A 15,783-nucleotide genomic window follows, 5' to 3' on the forward strand; every position below is an offset into this window, starting at 1 on the left:
GACCCCACCGATCTGACCCGTGTTCGGAGTGTTCGGGGTGTTCGGCGTGTTCGGGGTGTTGACCCCACCGATCTGACCCGTGTTCGGAGTGTTCGGCGTGTTCGGCGTGTTCGGGGTATTGAAGATCCGGCCACTCGGAGTGTTTGGCGTGTTTGGCGTATTCGGCGTGTTGAACCGGCGACTCGGCGTGTTTGGCGTATTCGGCGTGTTCGGCGTGTTGGCGAGCCTGCACCTTCGGTCGTTCTTACCGCACGTCCTTGATGGCTCGTGCTGTGAGTCCGCCGCAGCCGTCGTCGCCTTCGTCGTCGCTTGAGGAGCCGCCTCAGCGCTCGTCACACCCCCCGTTCCGGCGAATACCGCGGCGGCGCAGGACAGGCCCACGATGCAGGGAACGCGCTTCCGAATATTTGCATTCACGACGATCTCCTCTTGAGTGGATGAGGTCCGATCTTCCGGAATGCGGCGAGCCGAGCAGCTCGACTCACTGCACTGCACCATCTCCATGGGATGGCCGGGACGGTCGCCCAAACCGTGCTGCAAGGGCTGTGCGCCCATAGGCTTTTTCCCCTAAGTCCACGCTGCGCCTTTCCGTGGCGCCTGGCAAGCTCAACCGATTGATGCCCCAGGGGCGGCCGGACTGGGCCGCCTCCGAGACACGCCATCAATCATTCAACTGCCGGGAAATCGCGGACACAGACCGATTTCATGTGACAGTCACCGGTGACTCACCGGCCGTAGGCCCTGGCACAGTTGTCATTCACAGCCCGCAACGCTGCCCACAATTCGCCCAATTGACAGGACGCCTCCGCTGTGGCACTGACGGCCACTGCGGTTGCCGACGCGGCAGGGACGCATGGAGAAGGAACCCACGCACGAAAAGGCGGGGTTCGCCAACGGCTGGATGCTGCGCTGGGGCGCACGGCTCGACGTCCAGGCCATCGTTGCCTTCGGCAACGGCGAAGACCTCACCGAACAAGCCGTCGCCTCCTAAGTCGCCAGGTACGCCACCAAAGCCGTCGAGACCACCGGCACCGTCGTCCACCGCATCGGCAACGAAGAAACCTCGTACTCCTCGACGCCTCGGCCACCCCGAAGCAGCCACCCTCGTCGTCGCCCACTGGGTACGCCGTCCACGGCGCCCTCGGTGAATCCTGTCTCGTCGCCGGCATACACCGCGACATCCAGTACCGGCGTGAAACCGCCTGCGTAGCACGTGCCGAGTTGCACGACCTGGAAGGAGATGCTGCATGGCTTCCGCTCCGATTCAACGAAAGTGGCACACCACGAAGAAGGTCGCCGAAATGTTCGGCTTCGGGCTTTCCAGGACCAGGATGCTCGTGCTCACCGAGGAGATCCGACGAGTACATTCAGCACGTCACTGCCGACGCCGAAGGGTGGGCGGGTCGCCTAGCTGGTGAAGGCATCCAAGCCGCGTCGCCGCGGGGTCAGCCGTGGTCCGTCGCTGAGGCCGGCCAGTTCCTCGCGGACGCCGCTGCTCGTGATGACTACCCTTTCGCGGCCCGGGTGCTCGTGCTGCCCCTCGACCTTCGTCGGGGAGAGGTGTTGGGAACTGACGGGGAAGTCGATCGACTTCGAGACCGGTGAGTTGTACGTGACCACCGGATCAGCACGCCGGGCGTCAGATGCCGTGCCGGCCTTCGGGCCATCCCGCTCCGGAACACCTGGCACACGTGCAGTTCGCTCCCGGTCGCCCTCAAGGTTCACCCGAAGATCACTCAGCGGATCCTGCGGCACTCGCAGATCGCCACGTCTACGCCGGAGCGAGCGAGGAGGAAGTGCGCGACGCGATCGGCCAACTGTCGGACGCAAGGGGCGATACCGGTTGAGCACCGTGTATCCGATAACGGTGCAGGCGACCCCGGAGTCCCGGGGCCGCCTTGCGCATGGGGCCCTAGTCTGACGCGCCTTCAACAGTGAGCGAGTAGTCCACGCCGGTCGAGAAGTCATCGGACTGGCCGCGAATCTTCAGCGAGTGTGGCCCGGGTTCCAGCGGAGGCAGCTGGACCCACAGGCCGCACCCGGTGGTTGTACCGCGTCCGGCCGTCCCGGTGACAGCGTTGTTTGCGACGCTCGCCACCGTGATCTTCTCTCCCCGGTGAGCGTCCGAGTCGACCCGTTCGCCGTCCAGGACCGCCGACCCCTTGGCTGTCCTCATGAAGAGTGCGCAGTCCTCAGGGCTTCCGAACACGTTCACGAGGGGAAAGGCGACCGGAACTCCGTTGGGAACGGTGCATGTGCGGCTCGCCCGAGTGCCGAAAGTGCCGGCCAGGAACCACACGTCCCGCGGCTGATTGCGCCCACATGCGCTTCCGTCCTGGTCGGCGACCGGGTTGGTCGACTCGGGTTCCGACGCTGCCCATGTCCACCATCGGCCCTGTAGGTCCGCAGAAGAGAGGCGAGTGTGCGCCGTCGCCGTTGTGGTCCGGGGAGAAGGCACTGCCGATGCTCGCTCCACCGCGCCCTCTGGTCCTGCAGTCGTCGCAGTCCCACACCCCGCCAATGCGGCCAGGACTACCGCGGTGAGCCCCACCGTGCCGGTCTTGAACTTCATGTATGCCCCTCCCGCCGTCGCACAGGTGTCTCGTCTCTACGACTGGCGCGACGTGCGCGGTCACCCTACTCACGAGCTGGTCCCGCGCTTGATGGGCTCGTTGCTGCACTTCGCTGCTGCACGGCCCAACGCAAGAGGCCCCCGGATTTCTCCGGGGGCCTCTCAGCTGTGTGCACTCGGCAGGATTCGAACCTGCAACCTTCTGATCCGTAGTCAGATGCTCTATCCGTTAAGCTACGAGTGCTTGGCGTTCCGGGCTTTTCTGCCTGGTCGGCGTTGCGGGAACAACATTACATGACCTGCGCCGTCACGCGAAATCCATTAGCCACACCACGCCTGACCTGCGAAAACGCCCTGTGGCGCCTCATTCGGTCACCTCGCCTCGCGCTGCCGCGAGCACGTTCCGCGTCCGGGTACGACTGAAGCCCCGGCCAGTGGCTCGGGGCTTCAGCGATCAAGCGGAGGCGGAGGGATTTGAACCCTCGATGGGCTTTAAGACCCAAACCGCATTAGCAGTGCGGCGCCATAGACCGGACTAGGCGACGCCTCCAGCACACCTCGCGCGAGCGCGAGTGGTGCGTGCAGATGATGACACAGCTGAGCGCTGTCTCTCCAATCGCCGCCTACGGTACTAGGCAGTCGGCCACGAGGGCAAAGCGTCCGGGTTGCGCAACGCCGCGGCGTGCGGAGCGTTAGTGAAGACGGGGGTACCGCCTCCGCCGTTCTTCCGCGTCAAACAGGAGCTCCGCATGCTGCGCCGCCTCGCCCTCACCGCTGTCGCATCCCTCGCCGTACTGTCGGCTGCCGTACCGGCCGCGACCGCCGGAACCGGCCCCCTGCCGCTGCTGCCCATTCCGCTGCCGCTGCCGTCGGCTCTTCAGGGCGACGACGACACCGAGAAGACCCGGCTGAGGGTGACGGTCTCGGACTCCGGCGACCGGGAGGCCGACGGCGTGTACGAACTGCAGTGCCTCCCGGCAGGCGGCACCCATCCGGTGGCGAAGCAGGCCTGCGACCGGCTGACGGAGCTCGCGCAGCCCACGGACAGGAATGGCGACGCGGACCCCTTCCGTCCGGTGCCCGCGGGCACCATGTGCACCCAGCAGTTCGGCGGCTCGGCCACGGCCCGGGTCACCGGGACCTGGCGGGGGCAGCACGTCGACGCGTCCTTCGACCGGACCAACGGTTGCGAGATCGCTCGCTGGAACACGCTGCGGCCGGTGCTCCCCAACGTCCGCTGAACACGGCGGCCGGGCACGTCGCAGAACCCGTACCGGGCTCTTCACAGGACTCGCACAGGGCAGGAGTCGTACACCGTATGCACAGAACCTTGGTGAGAGCTCCCCCTCATCCGCCGTCGGATGCCCCTCTTCTGCCTTTAGACTCCTCCAGTGACAGCCTGCGGCCCGAGGGGCAAGATGGGGCCCGCTGTCGGCAAGGTGCGGTAATCAGGGAGGAAGCGTCGTCGTGAGCAGCAGGCCATCCCGAGGCGCTGCTCGCCTCGCAGCCATACTCGATGCCCTTCCGGACGGGCTGTTGCTCGTCAATTGCAACGGCACGGTCGTCAACGCCAACACCATCGCCCTCGAAATGTTCGAGACTCCGGGCACCGCGCTCGTCGGTCGTGGACTGCTCGATCTGCTGCCGGAGTTCGACTCCAAGCTGATTCCGGGGTCGATGCGCAGGCCCGAGGGCGCGGACGAGCGGGGTCGTACGAAGCCGACGCGGATGACCGCGCGGCGGACCGACCGCACCGAGTACCCGGTCGAGGTCACCAGCGCCAGCCTGGAGGACGGGCAGGCCGCGTACAACGACTTCCAGGCCGGCTACGCCGGCAGCTACACGGGTGACGAGCTGCTGATGCTCGTCGTACGGGATCTGTCGGGCACCGTCGACACCGAGGCCGAGCTGGCCCGTTCTCAGCGGCAGACCGAGATGATCCTGCGGGCCGCGGCCGAGGGAGTCGTCGGTACGGACACGGACGGCCGGGTCGTTCTGGTCAACCCCGCCGCCGCGCAGATCCTCGGATTCCGCGCCAGCGACCTGGGCGGCCAGGAGCTGCACCCGCTCATCCTGCACTCGCGTGCGGAGGGCGAGCCGTTCCCGTACGAGGAGTCGCCGCTCGCCGACACGCTCAAGTCCGGGCGCAAGCACCGGGTGCGCGGGCAGGTCCTGTGGTCCAAGAGCGGCGCACAGGTGCCTGTCGACCTGACGACCGCACCCGTCCGCGACGGGGACCAGCTGGTCGGCGCGGTGATGACGTTCACCGACCGCAGGCCGTACGAGGAACTCACCAAGCAGCACACGGCGCAGCTCACCGAGCTGACCGAGAGCCACACCGCCGAGGTCACCGAGCTCACCGAACAGCACACCGCCGAAGTCGCCGAGCTCACCGAACGGCACACCACCGAGCTGGCCGACCGGACCGAGCGGTACGCGGCAGAGCTGGAGGAGCAGGCCGAGCGGATCACGGACCTGACCGCCCGGCACCACCAGCTGACGGCCGTACTCGGCGAGTCGCTGCGCGGCCCGCTGGAGGAACTGCGCGGCGAGCTCTTCAAGCTCGCCGCCGACCCGGCGGGCCAGCTGTGGCCCGAGGCCAACCAGATCCTGCACCACCTGGCTGCCGGCTATGCCCGCATGACGACGCTCGTCGACAACGTGCTGGGCTTCCAGCGGCTGGACAGCGGTGCGGAGCAGCTGGTCAAGGAGACTGTGCTGCTCGACGGCGTCGTGACGGCCGGTATCGACGCCGCCGTCGAGCTGATCGGCCCCGGCCGGGCCCAGTTCGCGGTGCACGCGCCGCCGATCGAGGCCGAGGTCGACGCGGGTCGACTGGTGACCGCGCTCGCGCATCTGGTCGCGGATGTCGCCGGCGTCGACTCGACCGGCAAGGCACGTGTGGTGCCGGGCGGCGGCTATATCGACTCGACTGTGGTCGTGGCGGCGGCGCAGCGCGGTGAGGTCGTACGGATCGAGGTGCGCGGACCGTTCGCCGGGGGAGACCCGGTGCACGAGCCGATCGTGCGCGGAATCGTACGGGCGCACGGCGGTGTGCTCCAGACACACGAGATGCCGGGGATGAGCGGCAGCGCGTATGTACTCGAGGTGCCGCTGGGCGCGGGGTCGGGCACCGTGATGCCGCCGGAGCCGCCCGTCGTGCAGGCACCGGCGGAGGCGACGGCCGGTGGTGTTGCCGGGGCCGGGGCCCGGGCCGTTGCCGTTCAGGAGCAGCCGGGGACACCGCCCGGCGGGCGGCGCAGGGCCCGCAGGGCGTCGACGGATGCCTTCCTGGAGAGCCCGATGGGTGCGGCGGAAGCCGGACCGGGGGCCGGCACAGGGGCGGTGGAGCCGACCGGACGGCGGCGGGCGCGGCGCGAAACGGTGGCACAGGAGGAGTCGGCGCAGCAGGTCCAGCACGCCCAGCAGGGTCCGCAGTCGCCTCAGGGGCTCGTCCCTGCCCAGCAGCAGGGCGAGGGATCCGGCCGCCGGCGGGGGAGGCCCAGCCCGGCCGAGGCGACCGCTGCGCCCGTGCAGTCCCCGCTGCCCGCACAGTCCACCCAGTCCCCGCAGCCGGGACAAGGGCCCGGGCAGGCGTTGGCTCTGACCGGAGCCGCGGCGCCGTCCGAGGGCTCCGTGGTGACGGCGGCCGAGGGCGCACAGGGCGGTGGCGGCCGTCCGCAGCGCGGGCAGACCGTGCCGCCGCAGGGTGTTCCGGCCGAGATGCCGATGCCGGTGCCTGCGGGCGGACACCGCACGCGTCAGGGCAACGAGAATCAGCTGGCCCTCTCGGCAGTCGCTCCTGCCGTCGGCCACGGGCAGAGCGAGGGCGGCCCGCAGCAGGGCCAGGCCCAGCCGCAGCCGACCGGGCGGCGGGCCCGGCGGGCGCTCGGGACCGCGCAGGACCGGTCCGTTCCGGCCGAGTCGACGGGGCCGCGGACCGCGTTCGCGCTCCCGCCCGCCGAGGCCGACCGGATTGCGCCCACGGCCGGTGAGGCGGACGCCTCGCTGCCCGGACGCCATGACGCCGTACGGGACCCGCAGGACGACGCCCACACGCCACCGCAGGCACACCCCGGGCCGACCGGCCGCCGCCGGGCCCGTCAGGCCGACGCACCGCAGCAGCCGGAGCCCCTGCAGCGGCCGATGCAGCCCGGACTGCCCGCGCAGCCCGGGGGCTGGACGGAGAACGGCACCTCGGGACAGGGGCCGGCCTCCCTGACACCCCCCGGCGGCGACCTGGACCGGACCGGAGGGGGTCACACCACCCACACCACCGGCACCACCAGCCCCGCCGGTGTGACGGAGAGCCACCCGCGAGACACCGCAGCCGTGCCGGTACCCGAGCCGGTGCCGGATGCGCGGCGCCAGCCGCTGCCGGCCGAGGCCCCCATGCCCGCCTCCGCGTCGGCCGACTCGACGCAGGGGCGCGCGTTCAGCGTGCGGACGCTCGGGCAGGGCGTGCCGTTCGTCCAGCACCTCGCCCATCAGCAGAACCAGACGCTCGGCGGCGCCGGCCGGCGCCGTAAGCTCGCCGCCCCGCCCGAGGTCGAGCGCACGGCACAGCCCGCCGTACCGCAGCCGGCCGCCACGCAGCCCGGCGCCGCACCGGCCGCTACTGCGCAGCCTGCCGCCGCTCCCACCACCAGTACCTCCGGGCAGCTGCTGTCCGCCCCTGCGGCCGAGGGGCGCGCATACGCCATCGGGGCACCCGACGAGGGCGCCGAAGGTCCGGAGCCGCTGGACGGCCCGGGAGGTGCGGTAGAGGTCGCCAACCGCCCGTCGCCGCAGCCGGTCGACGACGAGCTGCCTCCGGAGCCGCTGGACAACCCGCGTCGGCTCCTCGTCTGGCCCGCGCCCGACGTCTCCACCCAGCAGGCGCTGAGCGACCGCGGCTACCGGCCGGTGATCGTGCACTCCCGCGAGGAGGTGGACGCCCAGATCGCGGCATTCCCCGCCGCGCTCTTCGTGGACCCGCTGACCGGCCCCATCACCCGTACGGCCCTGCAGTCGCTGCGCCAGGCGGCGGTGGCCGCGGAGGTTCCGGTACTGGTGACGGCCGGTCTGGGGCAGGCGTCGCGGGAAGCGGCGTACGGTGCCGACCCCGCCGTGCTCCTCAAGGCGCTCGCTCCACGCGACAGCGAGCAGCACCCGCCGCGGGTGCTGCTGATCGAGGAGCACGAGGAGATCGCGGTGGCACTGACGGCAACGCTGGAACGCCGCGGCATGCAGGTCGCGCGGGCCGCCACCGACAACGAGGCGGTCTCGCTGGCCACCCGGATGCGGCCGAACCTGGTGGTGATGGACCTGATGCAGGTACGCCGCCGCCGGGCCGGGATCATCGACTGGCTGCGCGCGAACGGCCAGCTCAACCGGACCCCGCTGGTCGTCTACACCGCGGCCGACATGAACCGGGCGGAACTGCCGAAGCTCAGCTCGGGCGAGACCGTACTGTTCCTGGCGGAACGCTCGACGAGCGAAGAGGTGCAGTCCCGCATCGTCGACCTGCTGGCGAAGATCGGCACGAACTGACGGACGGACGCATGCGACGAGGGCGGTACGGGGTTTCCCGTACCGCCCTCGTCGTCTGCGCCTGGCGGACCCTCTCAGGCCGTGGCGGATCCGTCGGACCCGTCGATCAGAGCTGGGTGATCTCCAGCTCGCCGTCCGCGTACTGCTTGCGGATCACCTTCTTCAAGGACTTCCATGCCTATTGCTACGGCCCCTCGGCCCTCTCAGGGGCCGTCTGGCAGGCGTCTTATACGCCGACCAAGCCAGGTTCTTACGCGGGTTTCTGGGTGTACTCCGGGGGTTATGAGCGCTTCACCTTTGAAGCCGTGGGGACACTCCTTGTCTCCGTGGGCGATATTCGCTCCTTTGAAGACGTGCTATCGGACAGGGTCAAGTTTCCGATCCTTGCCCTCACTAGGGCACGTGATGTTGTTACCGAGGAATTCGAGCGGATCACGGACCGGTCCTTTGTTGTCCAGGGCCGCACTGAGACGGTTACGGCGTCGCCCTGGGGGCATGTGCCGCTAACGTCATTCGACGTTCAGTCGGTTACCGGTGTGACCTACAGCGGAGGGACCATTGATCCGGCCGCCTATTCCCTGGACGCCTCCGGGGGCCTTTCCTTTGACGGTCTCCCCGTGCCGTCCGGCACACCTCTTGCCGTGACGTACGCATACGGCTTTGACCGTGTGCCGGACGACGTTAAGCGGGCCGCGCTACTGCGCGTGCGTGACCTCCTGGCGTCGGCCTCCTCCGGTATCCCGGATAGGGCCGTTTCCTTTCAGGTCAACGACATGGGCACGTATCAGTTGGCGACGGCCGGTAGGGCCGGTTTCGAGACTGGTTTGCCGGACGTGGATGCGATCCCGTCCCGCTACAAAATGCCTTTCTACGCCCTCTAGGATCTCCGGGAAGGAAGTAAGGAAGGAAATATTAGGAGGCCGCAGACGGTCGTCCAAGGCGCGAAAAGTGGGCCCCCGGATACCGGAAGCTCTTTCATCGCATGAGGCTGTCTACTCGCCGTCCGGCGGCACTGCAGGCCGGGAGCCTGTCTCCCGCTCCTCTTCAATGGGGGCGGGGGCGTCTTCCTCGCGGTGCCTTAGGCGCCACTCTTCGGTGAGGGAGATTGGCATTGCGGGCGTAGGGGTAAAAAGCACAGCCGATCACTTCCCTGGGCATTCGATGTGCCGATACGTGGACTGGCTTTCCGCGCTGTCTCTCCTGCGTGCGATTTCGTCAGCCATGATCGGCCTGCCGCATGTGGTGCAGTCCGTACCCGTGGGGGCGTAGGTGGCGTAATCGGTGGTGTCGCAGTCTTCCAACTGTCCTCGCTCCTAACAGCGTTGACCGGCCCCAGAACGTCACTGCGCCACCGGGGCGCCTCTTTTCCGAGGTGTACCGGAGTGCACCGAAGCGTACTCAGGATGCGAAGAGCACTTCAGTGCACTGAACCTGGACTTATGGAGATCGACCGCACCCGGGCTATGTGGCCGCAGATCACTGCCGTGATCGTTCAGCGAATCAAGGACGGCACCTATCCATCCGGCTCGAAGGTGCCGAGCGTGGTGCAGATCGCCGATGAATTCGGCGTGGTCAACTCGACTGCCCAACGGGCGATGGAGGCCGTAAAGGCGGAGGGCCTGACGCGGGCAGAGAAAGGCATGGGGACGTACGTCCTGTGAGCCCCCTGGAGGGCGGCCCCCTGGTGCCCCTAGAGGGGGCTGGGAGACATGCCGGAGGCCCCGGCATCAACCGGGGCCCCTGGTGGCCCTGGTGGGCCCTGTCTGAGTGTGCGTCAGTCGTTCGAGGGGACCTCGGCACCCTTGCTGACCTGCGAAGGCAGCGTTGTGACCTCCAGTTCGCCAGACTGATGTAGTGCACGCAACTTCTTCTTGTCGAACTTGCCGACGCTGGTCTTCGGCACCGACGGAATGAGCGTCCAGCGCTCCGGCAGCTGCCACTTCGCTATGCCGTACTCCGCGAGGAACCCCTTCAAGGTCACGTAGTCGGCGGTGGCGCCGTCCTTGAGGACCACGGTCGCGAGCGGACGCTCGCCCCACTTCTCGTCCGGGACGGCGACGACGGCGGCCTCCGCCACATCCGGGTGCGCCATCAGGGCATTTTCCAGCTCGACGCTCGAAATCCACTCCCCGCCGGACTTGATGACGTCCTTGGCACGGTCGGTGAGGGTGAGGAAGCCGTCCTCGCTGATGACGCCGACGTCACCGGTCTTCAGCCAGCCGTCCTCGCTGAACTTGTCCTCGGGGCGCAGCGCCTCGCCGTCCGCACCCCCGTAGTACGCACCTGCGATCCAGGGACCGCGCACCTCCAGCTCGCCGGCCGACTCGCCGTCCCAGGGCAGATGGTCGCCGCCGGGGCCGACCAGCCTCGCCTCGACGCCGGCCGGGAAACGGCCCTGGGTGATCCGGTACGGCCACTCCTGCTCCTCCGTCAGACCGGCGGGCGGGTTGGCCATGGTGCCGAGCGGCGACGTCTCCGTCATGCCCCAGGCGTGGCAGAGGCGGACACCCAGCTTGTCGTACGCCTCCATCAGGGCGGGCGGACAGGCGGCGCCGCCGATGGTGACGCGGGCCATCGAGGTCAGATCGCGCGGGTTGGCGGTGACCTCGGCGAGCAGTCCCTGCCAGATGGTGGGGACGGCGGCGGCGTGGGTCGGCTTCTCACGCTCGATCATGTCGGCGAGCGGGGCGGGCTGCAGGAAGCGGTCCGGCATGAGCATGTTGACGCCGGTCATGAACGTCGCGTGCGGCAGACCCCAGGCGTTGACGTGGAACTGGGGGACGACCACCAGCGTGGTGTCCTTGTCCGACAGCCCCATCGACTCGGCCATGTTGACCTGCATGGAGTGCAGGTAGATGGAGCGGTGGGAGTAGACGACGCCCTTGGGGTCGCCGGTGGTGCCGGAGGTGTAACACATGGCGGCGGCCTGGCGTTCGTCCAGCTCGGGCCAGTCGTAGCTGGTCGGGCGGTCGGCGATCAGCTCCTCGTAGTCGTGCACCTGCGGCACGGCGCCGTCGAGCACCGAACGGTCGCCGGGCCCCACGACCACCACATGCTCGATCGACGTCAGGTGGGGGAGGAGCGGCGCAAGCAGCGGCAGCAGCGAGCCGTTGACGAGGACGACCTTGTCATCCGCGTGCTTGACGACCCAGATCAACTGCTCGGCGGGAAGCCGCAGGTTGAGCGTGTGGAGCACCGCGCCCATGGAGGGGATCGCGAGATACGCCTCGATGTGCTCCGCGTTGTTCCACATGAGGGTCGCCACCCGCTGGTCGCCGACGACACCGAGGTCGTCGCGCAGGGCGTGGGCGAGCTGTGTGGCACGGCGGCCCACTTCGGCGAAGCTTCGCCGCTGCGGCTCGGGCTCGCCGGTCCAGGTCGTGACCTGAGACTTCCCATGGATCGTCATCCCATGCGTCAGGATGCGGGTGACAGTCAGCGGTACGTCCTGCATGGTGCTCAGCACGGCGTCCTCCCGGTGGGCGCTACGCGGCAGTAAGGTTCCGCTGATTCTGCGCACATACCGCTTGGTATGTCACTACTCCCGGGAGTACGAATCGGTTTCCGTCGGAATCCCCCGGCCGGCATGCCGGCCGGACCTGCGGTGCGAGGAACCGGGAATCAGGACCAGAACTCGTCGCTGACCTCAATGTCTTCCATGCACTCGTCAAGGTCGGTGGCCTTGTCGCCGATGATCCGGAAGACGATCCCGCCCATGGCGTCGAGCGTCCGCCCCATGCGCTTCGCCATGACCCGATGCACGGACACTGCGTGCCCCCGGCCGTCGACCAGTACATTCAGCAGCGTGGCCGTCATCGTGCCGTCCGATTCCTCGACCAGCCGCCGGTAGTACGCGAGCATCTCGTCCCGGCCCTTGTAGTCACCGGAGAGTGGACTGTTGCCCGGGACGTGCTGGGTCGCGTCGCCCGCGAGCATCTCGGCCAGCGTCTCCATGTCACCGCGGTTGAACGCTTCGTAGCCCTTGCGGACCAGCGCGGCATGCGGATGTTCAGCCATGACCGTCGCCACCTTTCTCGGCTTCTGGTTTCCCGGTGTCCTGGGAGGAAGGCTGATACCCCCAACCGTCGCACCGCCCGGAACGCCTCGCGAGCCCGCGCCCCGCCCGCCTGCCGGCCCGTCGGCCCGCCGTACTGCCGGCGAGCTCCGGGCTCAGCGCACGGGGGTCAGCTCCGGATCCTCGCGGAGCTTGCCGAGCGCTCGTGAGACCGCGCTCTTGACGGTGCCGATGGACACCCCGAGCACCTCGGCCGTCTGCGCCTCACTGAGGTCCTCGTAGTAACGCAGGACGACCATCGCCCGCTGCCGGTCCGGAAGCTTCAGCACGGCCCGCCACATCGCATCGTGCAAGGACTGCTGCTCGGCGGGATCGGGCGCCGGAGAGGCCTCCTGCTCGGGCAGCTCGTCGCAGGCGAACTCGTCGACCTTGCGCTTGCGCCACTGCGAGGTCCGGGTGTTCAGCAGCGCCCGGCGAACGTAACCGTCGAGCGCCCGGTGATCCTCTATCCGCTCCCACGCCACGTACGTCTTGGTGAGCGCGGTCTGCAGCAGGTCCTCGGCATCACTCGGGTTCGCGGTGAGCGAGCGCGCGGTACGCAGCAGCACCGGCCCCCGCGCCCGCACGAACGACGAGAACGACGGGTACGGAACGTACGGAGCACGCGCCCCGTACGGAGTGAGCGCGGTGTGCGAGGCCTGCGTGGTGGCCGATGCGTGCTGCGGGTATGACGCCGATGAGGCGCGTGGCGCGTGCTGCGTGTGCGACGCCGACGAGGTGTGCGGCGCGTATCCGGTGGCGGCAGCGGCTCCCCTGGAGGCGCCCGTGCAGACTGGCGTGGTCATGGGTCCACGCTAGGAGTGGGCACTACCCCGGGGGATCGGCCCCAGGTCCCGAAGCCACGTCCGCCTCAGGTTGTAGGGGTGGGGTCGGCCCCACCTCCTGAAGGAGTAGGGGCCGTCATCAGGACTCAGGGTCGCCCCCGGACCGCCCCACCGCCCCGCCGGCGCCGTCGCGCCCCCGTCACGCGCCGTCCGTGCCCAGTATCAGTCCCGAGGTGGGGACCCCCGTGCCTGCTGTCACCAGCGTTCTCGCCGCTCCGGGTATCTGATTCACCGACGTGCCCCGGATCTGCCGGACCGCCTCCGCAATGCCGTTCATCCCGTGCAGATAGGCCTCTCCCAACTGGCCTCCGTGCGTGTTCAGTGGCAGCGCGTCGTCCGCCACGAAGTCGGCTGCCTCACCCGGTCCGCAGAATCCGAACTCCTCCAGCTGCATCAGAACGAACGGGGTGAAATGGTCGTAGAGGATGCCCACATCGATGTCGGTGGGAGCGAGTCCGGAGGTACGCCAGAGCTGTCTGGCGACGACGTCCATCTCCGGCAGTCCGGTCAGCCCGTCACGGTAGAAGCTGGTCATCTGTTCCTGCGCCCGCCCGGCACCCTGAGCGGCAGCGGTGATCACTGCGGGTGGCCGGGGAAGGGCGCGGGCCCGCTCGACACCGGTGACGACGATCGCCTGTCCGCCGTCGGTCTCCTGACAGCAGTCGAGCAGCCGTAGCGGTTCGACGATCCAGCGCGATGCGGCGTGATCGGCAAGCGTGATCGGCTTCTCGTAGAAGTACGCCGCCGGGTTGCGCGCAGCATGGCGCCGGTCGGTGACCGCGACATGGCCGAAGGCTTCCGGCGTCAGGTTGTACGTGTGCAGGTAGCGCTGGGCGGCCATGGCGACCCAGGAGGCCGGGGTGAGGAGTCCGAAGGGGAGATTCCAGCCGAGCGCCGTCCCCTCAGCCGTCGGTTCCCGGTGCTGCACCCCGGAACCGAAGCGGCGCCCCGACCGCTCGTTGAATGCGCGGTAGCAGACCACGACATCGGCCACCCCGCTCGCCACGGCGAGCGCCGCCTGCTGCACGGTGGCACAGGCAGCCCCGCCCCCGTAGTGGATGCGGGAGAAGAACGACAGCTCCCCGATGCCGGCCGCCTGGGCGACAGTGATCTCGGGGCTGGTGTCCATCGTGAAGGTGACCAGGCCGTCGACATCGGCGGGGGCCAGCCCGGCGTCGGCGAGGGCGGCCCGCACCGCCTCGACGGCCAGCTTCAGTTCGCTGCGCCCGGAGTCCTTGGAGAACTCGGTCGCCCCGATCCCTACTATCGCGGCCCGTCCGCCGAGCGAATCTGCCCTGCGCACGCTCATGCGGATCCCTCCGGAACGCTGATGGTCACCTTGCCGGTGACGTGCCTGCCGAGACCATTGGCTCCGACGACCGTCACCTCGACCGTCCCGTCGTCGCCGAGGGCCGTGACGGTGCCGCTCAGCACCATGGTGTCCCCCGGATAGTTGGGGGCGCCCAGCCTGATGGCAACCTTGTGGAGCACCGTCGAGGGCCCGAAGTGGTCGGTGACGTACCGCCCGACCAGGCCGTTGGTCGTCAGGATGTTCATGAAGATGTCCGGGGAGCCCTTCTGCTGTGCGAGCTCGGCGTCATGGTGCACGTCCTGGTAGTCGCGGGAGGCGATGGCGCCCGCGACGACCAGGGTGCGGGTCACTGCGACCTCCAGCGGCGCCAGCTCCTCGCCGACCTTCATTGCGATCCCTCCTTCACCAGCAACTGACCCAACTCCTCCAGCACTTCGCTGCCGCATCCCAGATAGGCGTCGAGCTGGCGGCCCCAGAGGAAGTGCCGGTGCACGGGGTGGTCGAGGTCGGCTCCCGTCCCACCGTGCAGATGCTGTCCGGCGTGCACGACCCTCTTGCCCGCCTCCGACGCCCACCAGGCTGCGGTCAGCGCCTGGGCCGCGTACGACAATCCCTTGTCGTGGCGCCACGCCGCCTCGTACGCGGTGACCCGTATCGCCTCGGTGTCCATATGGGCATCGGCGGCGCGCAGCAACACCCCCTGGTTGGTGGAGAGCAGGCGTCCGAACTGCTCCCTGGTGGTGGTGTGGGCGACCGCCCGGGCCAGCGACCCGGCGCACACCCCGGCCTGCAACCCCGCAAACGCCGTACGGCTCGTGGCCAGCACAGCTCCATACGCCGCCGTCCCGGTCGCACTGTCCGCCCCCGTGTCCGTCCCCGTCCGTCGTGCTGGTCCACCGAGCCGCTCGCCGGGCGCCCGGTCCAGGTCGAGCCGGGCCGCCGACCATGGAGCCGTGGTCTCCACGGGCGTCACCGTCACACCCGGGTCGGCGGTCCGTACGATCCACAGCACCCGGTCCGCGTCCGCCACGAGCACCAGAGTGGCGTCCCGCAGCCACGGCACATAGGGCACGCTGCCGCTCAACCGCCCTTCCCCGGCGGCCCGTAGACCATCGCGTGCCGGGAACGCGCCGGTGGCGAAAGCAGTGCCGTCCCGCAGCGGCGGAAGCAGTCGCTCCCGCTGTTCGTCCGTACCGTGCTCGGCAATGGCAAGCAGCCCGTACGCACATGTCACCGCGAACGGCACCTGCGCAGTCGTTCTCCCCTGCTCCTCCAGCAGCAGCACCAGACCCAGCAGCCCGATCTCCTCGACGGCGGCGGTCAGCCCGGCCGCGCACAGCTCCTTCCACAGCTCGGTGTCCGTCCCCGTCCCGGCGGCGGCCAGCCGCTCGTGCGTGGCCAGATCTCCGAAGATCTGCGCGGCGAGGCCCTGCGCCGCGGTCTGCTCCTCCGTGGGCGTGAAGTCCAT

11 protein-coding genes, 2 tRNA genes and 2 pseudogenes are annotated in these 15,783 nt (G+C 69.0%); 7 read left to right on the forward strand and 8 right to left on the reverse strand.

Annotated elements, in window-relative coordinates; translation table 11 throughout:
- The first annotated feature begins 79 nt into the window (after positions 1 to 79).
- The 3 genes and pseudogenes from ACWCP8_RS12825 to ACWCP8_RS12835 form a co-directional block, all read left to right on the forward strand.
- Positions 80 to 313 carry a hypothetical protein gene (locus ACWCP8_RS12825; RefSeq protein ID WP_382828987.1) on the forward strand — a complete coding sequence of 78 codons (234 nt, stop codon included), beginning with the start codon at positions 80 to 82 and terminating at the stop codon, positions 311 to 313.
- A gap of 591 nt (positions 314 to 904) precedes the next feature.
- Positions 905 to 1,248 (forward strand): annotated as a pseudogene (locus ACWCP8_RS12830) (replication initiator); the annotation flags it as partial.
- Between the two features lie 163 nt (positions 1,249 to 1,411).
- Positions 1,412 to 1,847: pseudogene (locus tag ACWCP8_RS12835) on the forward strand (site-specific integrase); the annotation flags it as partial.
- An 896-nt stretch (positions 1,848 to 2,743) separates the two neighbouring features.
- Here ACWCP8_RS12835 and ACWCP8_RS12840 read toward each other — a convergent pair.
- Together ACWCP8_RS12840 and ACWCP8_RS12845 are read right to left on the reverse strand one after the other, a co-directional pair.
- Positions 2,744 to 2,816, reverse strand: a tRNA-Arg gene (locus ACWCP8_RS12840).
- A 215-nt stretch (positions 2,817 to 3,031) separates the two neighbouring features.
- Positions 3,032 to 3,122 (reverse strand) — tRNA-Ser (locus tag ACWCP8_RS12845).
- Between the two features lie 199 nt (positions 3,123 to 3,321).
- Between ACWCP8_RS12845 and ACWCP8_RS12850 the strand changes: the two genes are divergently transcribed.
- From ACWCP8_RS12850 to ACWCP8_RS12865, 4 genes are all read left to right on the forward strand, one after another.
- A complete protein-coding gene (locus ACWCP8_RS12850) occupies positions 3,322 to 3,813 on the forward strand; it encodes an SSI family serine proteinase inhibitor (RefSeq protein WP_451115880.1) in 492 nt (163 codons plus the stop codon).
- A gap of 226 nt (positions 3,814 to 4,039) precedes the next feature.
- Positions 4,040 to 8,104, forward strand: a complete 4,065-nt coding sequence (locus ACWCP8_RS12855) for a PAS domain-containing protein (protein WP_451115882.1) — start codon at positions 4,040 to 4,042, stop codon at positions 8,102 to 8,104.
- Between the two features lie 116 nt (positions 8,105 to 8,220).
- A complete protein-coding gene (locus ACWCP8_RS12860) occupies positions 8,221 to 8,985 on the forward strand; it encodes a hypothetical protein (protein ID WP_451115884.1) in 765 nt (254 codons plus the stop codon).
- Between the two features lie 558 nt (positions 8,986 to 9,543).
- A complete protein-coding gene (locus ACWCP8_RS12865; RefSeq protein ID WP_352264095.1) occupies positions 9,544 to 9,765 on the forward strand; it encodes a winged helix-turn-helix domain-containing protein in 222 nt (73 codons plus the stop codon).
- 113 nt (positions 9,766 to 9,878) lie between these two features.
- Here the strand turns inward: ACWCP8_RS12865 and ACWCP8_RS12870 are convergent, their stop codons facing one another.
- From ACWCP8_RS12870 to ACWCP8_RS12895, 6 genes are all read right to left on the reverse strand, one after another.
- Positions 9,879 to 11,570, reverse strand: a complete 1,692-nt coding sequence (locus ACWCP8_RS12870) for a long-chain fatty acid--CoA ligase (RefSeq protein ID WP_451115886.1) — start codon at positions 11,568 to 11,570, stop codon at positions 9,879 to 9,881.
- Between the two features lie 155 nt (positions 11,571 to 11,725).
- Positions 11,726 to 12,121: a nuclear transport factor 2 family protein gene (locus tag ACWCP8_RS12875; RefSeq protein ID WP_451115888.1), complete on the reverse strand. Its 396-nt coding sequence runs from the start codon at positions 12,119 to 12,121 to the stop codon at positions 11,726 to 11,728.
- A 153-nt stretch (positions 12,122 to 12,274) separates the two neighbouring features.
- Positions 12,275 to 12,964, reverse strand: coding sequence for a SigE family RNA polymerase sigma factor (locus ACWCP8_RS12880; RefSeq protein WP_352264090.1), 690 nt, complete (start codon positions 12,962 to 12,964; stop codon positions 12,275 to 12,277).
- Positions 12,965 to 13,142: 178 nt separating this feature from the next.
- Positions 13,143 to 14,312 (reverse strand): lipid-transfer protein, encoded by a 1,170-nt coding sequence (locus ACWCP8_RS12885; protein ID WP_352264088.1) that lies wholly within the window; start codon positions 14,310 to 14,312, stop codon positions 13,143 to 13,145.
- On the reverse strand, positions 14,309 to 14,704 hold the full coding sequence (locus ACWCP8_RS12890; protein WP_352264086.1) for a MaoC family dehydratase: 396 nt from the start codon (positions 14,702 to 14,704) through the stop codon (positions 14,309 to 14,311). Before ACWCP8_RS12890 ends, ACWCP8_RS12885 begins: the two co-directional genes overlap by 4 nt.
- Entirely contained in the window at positions 14,701 to 15,783 is a 1,083-nt protein-coding gene (locus tag ACWCP8_RS12895; RefSeq protein ID WP_451115891.1) for an acyl-CoA dehydrogenase family protein, read from the reverse strand. Before ACWCP8_RS12895 ends, ACWCP8_RS12890 begins: the two co-directional genes overlap by 4 nt.

Source organism: Streptomyces sp. NPDC002206 (genome assembly GCF_053593595.1).

Bases quoted from the DNA above. Each gene is read 5' to 3' on its own strand.
- ACWCP8_RS12880 (WP_352264090.1), bottom strand. From the start codon at position 12,964: ATGACCACGCCAGTCTGCACGGGCGCCTCCAGGGGAGCCGCTGCCGCC.
- ACWCP8_RS12875 (WP_451115888.1), bottom strand. From the start codon at position 12,121: ATGGCTGAACATCCGCATGCCGCGCTGGTCCGCAAGGGCTACGAAGCG.
- ACWCP8_RS12895 (WP_451115891.1), bottom strand. From the start codon at position 15,783: ATGGACTTCACGCCCACGGAGGAGCAGACCGCGGCGCAGGGCCTCGCC.
- ACWCP8_RS12890 (WP_352264086.1), bottom strand. From the start codon at position 14,704: ATGAAGGTCGGCGAGGAGCTGGCGCCGCTGGAGGTCGCAGTGACCCGC.
- ACWCP8_RS12850 (WP_451115880.1), top strand. From the start codon at position 3,322: ATGCTGCGCCGCCTCGCCCTCACCGCTGTCGCATCCCTCGCCGTACTG.
- ACWCP8_RS12885 (WP_352264088.1), bottom strand. From the start codon at position 14,312: ATGAGCGTGCGCAGGGCAGATTCGCTCGGCGGACGGGCCGCGATAGTA.
- ACWCP8_RS12865 (WP_352264095.1), top strand. From the start codon at position 9,544: ATGGAGATCGACCGCACCCGGGCTATGTGGCCGCAGATCACTGCCGTG.